Source organism: Pseudomonas sp. NPDC088890, from assembly GCF_044900155.1.
Classification (GTDB): domain Bacteria; phylum Pseudomonadota; class Gammaproteobacteria; order Pseudomonadales; family Pseudomonadaceae; genus Aquipseudomonas; species Aquipseudomonas urmiensis.
In genome coordinates this window covers 23,981-30,399 of record NZ_JBJDNG010000014.1, presented here as the reverse complement: position 1 = coordinate 30,399, position 6,419 = coordinate 23,981, and the positions used below count along the sequence as shown (strand labels likewise).

General features: G+C 61.6%; 5 protein-coding genes. All 5 read right to left on the bottom strand.

From position 1 onward, the window contains the following. Positions 1–375: 375 nt before the first annotated feature. The 5 genes from panC to ACI2JX_RS22425 all read right to left on the bottom strand — a co-directional run bounded on the left by panC (position 376) and on the right by ACI2JX_RS22425 (position 6,418). Positions 376–1,239, bottom strand: coding sequence for a pantoate--beta-alanine ligase (panC, locus tag ACI2JX_RS22445; protein WP_186556479.1), 864 nt, complete (start codon positions 1,237–1,239; stop codon positions 376–378). Continuing rightward, positions 1,236–2,036 (bottom strand): 3-methyl-2-oxobutanoate hydroxymethyltransferase, encoded by an 801-nt coding sequence (gene panB, locus ACI2JX_RS22440; RefSeq protein WP_404691011.1) that lies wholly within the window; start codon positions 2,034–2,036, stop codon positions 1,236–1,238. The genes panC and panB overlap by 4 nt, the downstream gene beginning before the upstream one ends. Before the next feature lie 249 nt (positions 2,037–2,285). Then, positions 2,286–2,765 (bottom strand): 2-amino-4-hydroxy-6-hydroxymethyldihydropteridine diphosphokinase, encoded by a 480-nt coding sequence (gene folK / locus ACI2JX_RS22435; protein WP_264236929.1) that lies wholly within the window; start codon positions 2,763–2,765, stop codon positions 2,286–2,288. A gap of 2 nt (positions 2,766–2,767) precedes the next feature. After that, positions 2,768–4,156 (bottom strand): polynucleotide adenylyltransferase PcnB, encoded by a 1,389-nt coding sequence (locus ACI2JX_RS22430; RefSeq protein WP_186556476.1) that lies wholly within the window; start codon positions 4,154–4,156, stop codon positions 2,768–2,770. 810 nt (positions 4,157–4,966) lie between these two features. Then, positions 4,967–6,418: a sigma-54-dependent transcriptional regulator gene (locus tag ACI2JX_RS22425; protein ID WP_368972092.1), complete on the bottom strand. Its 1,452-nt coding sequence runs from the start codon at positions 6,416–6,418 to the stop codon at positions 4,967–4,969. Position 6,419: the final 1 nt, after the last annotated feature.

The following is a 6,419-nucleotide window of genomic DNA, read 5'->3' as shown; positions in this document are numbered from 1 at the left end:
GATTGAGATGACCTTGAGAGATTCGCTAAGACTCACGGCAAACAATGGGCCTCGCAGGCACAACAATGATCGCGTGAAACATGCAAATCCCTGTGGAGGCCGGCACAGGGATTGAGATGACCTTGAGGGATTCGCTAAGACTCACGGCAAACAATGGGCCTCACAGGCAAAACAATGATCGCGTGAAACATGCAAATCCCTGTGGGGGCGGCACAGGGATTGAGATGACCTTGAGAGATTTGCTAAGACTCACGGCAAACAGTGGGCCTCACAGGCACAACAATGATCGCGTGAAACATGCAAATCCCTGTGGGAGCGGGCTTGCCCGCGAAGAGGCCGGCACTGACACAGCAAAGTCAGTTGCTCCCCCAAGGCCTAGGCAGTCAGTTCATCCAGATGCAGGTACAGGTTATCGATCAGTCGTGTAGTACCCAGGTACGCTGCAGCAATTACCACCACATCGCGATCATCGATCATCGCCGGGCGCAAGGTCAGCGCATGCCGCACCTCCAGGTAGTCCGGGCGAAAACCTGCTGCCAGCAGCTGCGCCTGAGCCGCAACGATCAACGCTGCATAGTCGCGCTGACCATGGCGAATGGCGTCGGCCATCGCACTCAGTTCACGATACAGGGCAGGCGCCGCTGCGCGCTGCTCCGGGCTCAGGTAACCATTGCGCGACGACAGTGCCAGGCCATCCTCGGCGCGCACGGTCGGCTCGCCGATGATCTGGATCGGCATGTTCAGGTCGCGCACCATGGCGCGGATTACCGCCAGCTGCTGGAAGTCTTTCTCGCCAAACACGGCAAGGTCGGGCTGGACCATGTTGAACAGCTTGCTGACCACGGTTGCGACACCTTCGAAGTGCCCAGGACGGCTGGCGCCGCACAAGCCTTCGGACAACTGCGGCACGCTGACCCGGGTCTGCACGCTCATGCCGTCGGGGTACATCTCTTCGACGGTGGGTGCGAACAGCAAGTGGCAGCCAGCCTGGAGCAAGCGCTCCTGATCGGCGGCCAGGGTTCGTGGGTAACTGTCGAGGTCCTCGCCGGCGCCAAACTGCAGCGGATTGACGAAGATGCTGGCAACCACGAAATCAGCACGCTGGGCGGCCTTGGTCACTAGCGCAGCATGGCCGCTGTGCAGGTTGCCCATGGTCGGGACGAAGGCGATTCGCTTGCCTTCGCCACGCGCGCGGGCAACGGCGGCGCGCAGCTCGCGCACGGTCTTGACTGTGTTCATGCGCTGAATCCGTGTTCACTGGCGGGGAAGCTGACGTCTCTGACTGCCGTGACATAGGCGACCAACGCACTGTGGATATCCGGCTGGCCGACCATGAAGTTCTTCACGAACTTCGGCACGCGACCGCTCAAGGACAGGCCGAGCATGTCGTGCAGCACCAGCACCTGGCCGTCAGTTGCACTGCCGGCACCAATACCGATGACCGGAATGCTCACCGCCTGGGTGATCTCCGCCGCCAACTCACTAGGCACACATTCGAGCAGCAGCATGGCCGCGCCGGCTTGCTCCAGGGCAATGGCGTCAGCGCGCATCTGCCGCGCTTGGGCTTCCTGGCGGCCTTGGACCTTGTAGCCACCCAGTACATTGACAGTTTGCGGGGTCAAGCCCATGTGCGCGCACACCGGCACGCCGCGCTCGGCTAGCAGGCGGATGGTTTCGGCCAGCCAGGCAGCGCCTTCGAGCTTGATCATATGCGCGCCGGCCTGCATCAGTGTGGCGCAGTTGGTAAAGGCCTGCTCGGGGGTGGCGTGGGCCATGAACGGCAAGTCGGCAAGAATCAATGCGCCGTCATTGCCGCGCTTGACGCAGGCCGTGTGATAGGCCATCTCGGCGGTAGTGACCGGCAGGGTGCTGTCGTGACCCTGCAGGACCATGCCCAGCGAGTCACCCACCAGCAGTACGTCCACACCGGCCTGGCTGGCGACCTTGGCGAAGGTTGCGTCGTAGCAGGTCAGCATGGTGATTTTCTCACCCTTGGCCTTACGGCCGTGCAGGGTGGTCAGGGTTACTTCAGGCATGTAGGAAATCCTCGTTCAGGCGCTGTGAAAAACGACTGCGAACAACGCATGCATTCATCTTCCGGAGCGGCACATCATCGGTTGTGATGTTCGGGCACAGGTCCGTCCGGGCCTAAATAGGTGATATGTGGCAGATCGACGCCACGGGACGCCTATAGTCGTGAGCGAGGGGGGGGAAGTCAATGACCCTGTTACCGCATTGTTACGGCGCGGGTGTTACTGGCGTTACCGTCGCCTGCAACGCCCGAATTACAGGCGTTCCAGACCGACGAACGGACAGTCTTCGAGCAGCTGGGCGAGGCGCCGGCCATCGGCAAGGGTGAAATCCGCCGGCACTAGTTCGGCCAGCGGATAGAGCACGAAGGGGCGCGCCTGCATGTGGTAATGCGGCACTTTCAGGCGGGGAATATCGATGACCTGGTCAGCGAACAGCAGTACATCCAGGTCGAGGGTGCGTGGCCCCCAGCGCTCCTGACGGACCCGCCCCTGCTCATTCTCGATCGCTTGCAAGACATCGAGCAGCTGCAGCGGGGTCAGCGAGGTGTCCAGCGCGGCCACGGCATTGGTGTAGCGCGGCTGGCCTGGCAGCAGCGAGTCACTGGCATAGAAGCTCGACACGCCTGCCAGGCAGGTGCCCTCGGCCTTGTCCAAGGCGTCGAGGGCATTGCGCAGCTGTTCGGCGGGATCGGCCAGGTTACTGCCCAGGCCGATGTAGACGCGGCTGCGCATGCTCAGTCAAAGGCCTCGTCACCGCTGCGCTTGCGCTTGGAGCCACTGCGCTTGCGTTTGCGTGGGGCGGCACCGGCGCCATCGTCACGGTTGCCCAGGTCGCGGATCATGTCGCGACGCTCGCTGTCGTTGGCTTCCTGGTAGTCAGTCCACCATTGGCCGAGTTCTTCGGTTTCCTCGCCTGCGCTTTCACGCAGCAGCAGGAAGTCGTAGCCGGCACGGAAACGAGGGTTGTCGAGCAGCATGTCGGCGCGTTTGCCGCTGCGGCGCGGCAGGCGCTCCTGCATGTCCCAGATCTCACGGATCGGCAGGGTGAAGCGTTTCGGGATAGCGATACGCTGGCACTGCTCGGCGATCAAGTCGTGCGCGGCCTGGTTCATGGCCGGGATTGGCGGCACGCCTTGGCTTTGCAGATACAGCGCGCGGCCCGGCAGGGCTGGCCAGAGCAGGGCGGCGAAGAGGAAGGCTGGGGTAACCGGCTTGCCTTGCTTGACACGCAGGTCGGTGTTGGCCAGTGCCTGGCTGATCAGTGTATGGGTATAGGTCGGACGCTCTTCCAGGGCATGGCTGCTGCCTGGGAACAGCGGCTCGAACAACTCCAGGTCGACCAGCATTTCAAAGACGATTGCGCCTTGGCCGGAAAGGAACAGCTTGAGGCTCTCTTCGAACAGGCGGGCAGCGGGAATCTCGCGCAGCAGTGGCGCCAGCTCACGAATCGGCTTGACCGTGTGCTTTTCGATGCCGAAGTCGAGCTTGGCGGCGAAACGCACGGCGCGCAGCATGCGCACGGGGTCTTCCTGGTAGCGATGGACCGGGTCGCCAATCAAGCGCAACAGGCGGTTGCGGATGTCATGGATACCGTTGGCGTAGTCGAGAATGCGCTCGCTGACCGGATCGTAGTACAGCGCATTGATGGTGAAGTCGCGGCGCTGCGCGTCTTCTTCCAAGGTGCCGTAGACGTTGTCACGCAGGATGCGACCGCTGGCATTGTGCGATGAGCGATGGCTATCGCCTTCGCCTTCGTCCGAATGATGGGCGCGGAAGGTGGCGACTTCGATGATCTCACGGCCGAAATGCACGTGGACCAGCTTGAAGCGACGGCCAATGATTCGGGCGTTGCGGAACTCGGCACGAATCTGCTCGGGCGTGGCGCTGGTGGCGACGTCGAAGTCCTTGGGGTTGATCCCCAGGAGCAAGTCGCGCACGCAGCCACCGACCAGGTAGGCCTGATAGCCGGCGGCCTGCAGGCGGTCGACGATGCTTACCGCATGGCGGCTGAACTGGCTGCGTTGCAGCGAGTGCTGGCTCTTGTTGATCACTTCAGGCGTGGTGCGCCTGTGGTGTTGACCACCGGTGGGCGGACGGAATGACTGGAACAACTTCTTCAGCATGGGATGCACTGTTTGAAGGAATGTTCGGCCACGGATAGGAGAATGGCCGCATGATGGGCGGGGATTCTAGCATTTACTGGGGGAATGGTGTAGGCGATGCGCCAAGGGGTGTTCCAGGGGGGAGAAACGACAAGGGGAGCCTAAGCTCCCCAAGAAGTCGTTGCGTGCTCTTATTGTTTTTCTGCTGGGCTTCTTGTTTTTGTTGAGTGCCCTGTCCACAAAGCTCGAAACTTGTGGACGACCCCCAAACCGGGGGTAAAGAGCAAACGGATTGCTTTGGCCGCTGAGGTGATGCTGATCTGTCGATCCAACCAGTGTAGGCGCTGCTTTAGTGCAGTTTTTGTTGTTCTCTGCCTGGTTGTGGGGCAAGCCCCAAACACAACTCCTCTCCAAAAGAATCAGTTAGCTGCGCCTCCGCCGTCTTGTTTTTATTGTGCGTGAGCCGTTTCGTCTTGTTCTTATTCTGAGTTGCAGTGCTTGTTATTGTTCTTGTACCAAACATATAGCAGGTGCCGTGCCAACTTTGGCAGGTCCAGCAAAATCAGGGGGTTGCGGGATTTTGGCGGGGTTGCCGGGCGGGCAAATGTAGAAATTTCGTTACCGTACGCCTCGGCATCTGTTACGGCGGGAGGGGTGAGGTAACAGATTTTTGCGCGAACTGATCTGTTACCGAAGCTTTTGGGGCCGCTTTGCGGCCCTTCGCGGGCAAGCCCGCTCCCACAGGTACAGCGCTAAGCTTGAGAGCGGCGCACAGCCTGTGGGAGCGGGCTTGCCCGCGAAGGGCTGCAAAGCAGCCCCAAGAATGATGTATCAGTTATCGCTGGTAGCGTTGCTCTTGCGCCGTGGAATGCCCAGGCGCTGGCGCCGTTCCCACAGGCACTTGCGGCTGACACCCAGCTTGCGGGCAAGCTCGGTCTCGGTCATGTGGTCCTGGTGTTCGAGGACGAAATGCTGGAAGTAATCCTCCAGCGACAGATCCTCGGTCGGCTCATGGCTGGCGTTGTTGGCGCTGACACCGCTGATGGTCGGCAGGTTGTTCAACAGCTCGTCATCGTCCAGATCGCTCAGTTCGATGTCGATGCCCAGCAGCTCGGCGGAAATTTCCGGGCTCTCGCTGAGAATGACCGCGCGCTCGACAGCGTTTTCCAGTTCGCGCACGTTACCCGGCCAGCTGTAATGACGAATGGCCTGCTCGGCTTCGTGGGAGAAGTGCAGGTCATCGCGACCGATACGCGCACTCTGCCGGGCGAGGAAGGCATTGGCGATCTCATTGACGTCACTGCCACGCTCACGCAGTGCGGGCAGCTTCAGGGCGATCACGTGCAGGCGGTAATAAAGGTCTTCGCGGAACTGGCCGGCCTTGGCCAGGTTCTTCAAGTCGCGGTGAGTGGCGGCGATCAGGCGCACATCGACTTTCTGCGACTGCACCGAGCCGACCCGGCGAATTTCGCCTTCCTGCAACACACGCAGCAGGCGCGCCTGGGCTTCCAGTGGCAGTTCGCCGATTTCATCGAGGAACAGCGTGCCGCCGTCGGCCGCTTCGACCAGGCCGGCCCGACCCGCGCTGGCGCCGGTGAATGCGCCCTTCTCGTGGCCGAACAGCTCCGACTCGATCAGGGTTTCCGGGATGGCCGCGCAGTTGACCGAGATCATCGGCGCCTTGGCCCGTCGCGATAGATTGTGCAGGGCGCGGGCGACCAGCTCTTTACCGGTGCCGGATTCGCCTTGGATCAACACATTGGAGTCAGTCGGGGCGACTTTGCGGATCTTGCTGTACATATCCTGCATCGGCGGGCACGAGCCGATGATGCCGATCTCGCCATTGGCTGCGTTGTTGGTGCCCTTGTCGACAGCACCCACCTTGCCATTGGCCCGTGGCTCGGCGCTGGCTGGCGCTGCGGCGGGGGCGTTCTGGCGGTCGCGCAGGATCCGCGCCACGGCCTGGAGCATCTCGTCATGGTCGAAGGGCTTGGCGATGTAGTCCACCGCGCCCATCTTCATCGAGTCGACCGCCGAGCGCAGGCTGGCGTAGCTGGTCATGATCAGCACCGGGGTACCCTGGCCGAGCTTGATCAGCTCGGTGCCGGGCGCGCCAGGCAGACGCAGATCGCTGACGATCAGGTCGAAGGTGGCAATGCTGAAGCGTTCCTGGGCTTCCTGCACCGAGCCGGCTTCGCTGACCTGGTACTGGTTGCGCTCGAGCAGTCGACGCAAGGCCGAGCGGATGATGGTTTCGTCTTCGACGATCAGAATATGCGGCATT

Bases quoted from the DNA above. Each gene is read 5' to 3' on its own strand.
- panC (WP_186556479.1), bottom strand. From the start codon at position 1,239: ATGAACACAGTCAAGACCGTGCGCGAGCTGCGCGCCGCCGTTGCCCGC.
- panB (WP_404691011.1), bottom strand. From the start codon at position 2,036: ATGCCTGAAGTAACCCTGACCACCCTGCACGGCCGTAAGGCCAAGGGT.
- folK (WP_264236929.1), bottom strand. From the start codon at position 2,765: ATGCGCAGCCGCGTCTACATCGGCCTGGGCAGTAACCTGGCCGATCCC.
- ACI2JX_RS22430 (WP_186556476.1), bottom strand. From the start codon at position 4,156: ATGCTGAAGAAGTTGTTCCAGTCATTCCGTCCGCCCACCGGTGGTCAA.
- ACI2JX_RS22425 (WP_368972092.1), bottom strand. From the start codon at position 6,418: ATGCCGCATATTCTGATCGTCGAAGACGAAACCATCATCCGCTCGGCC.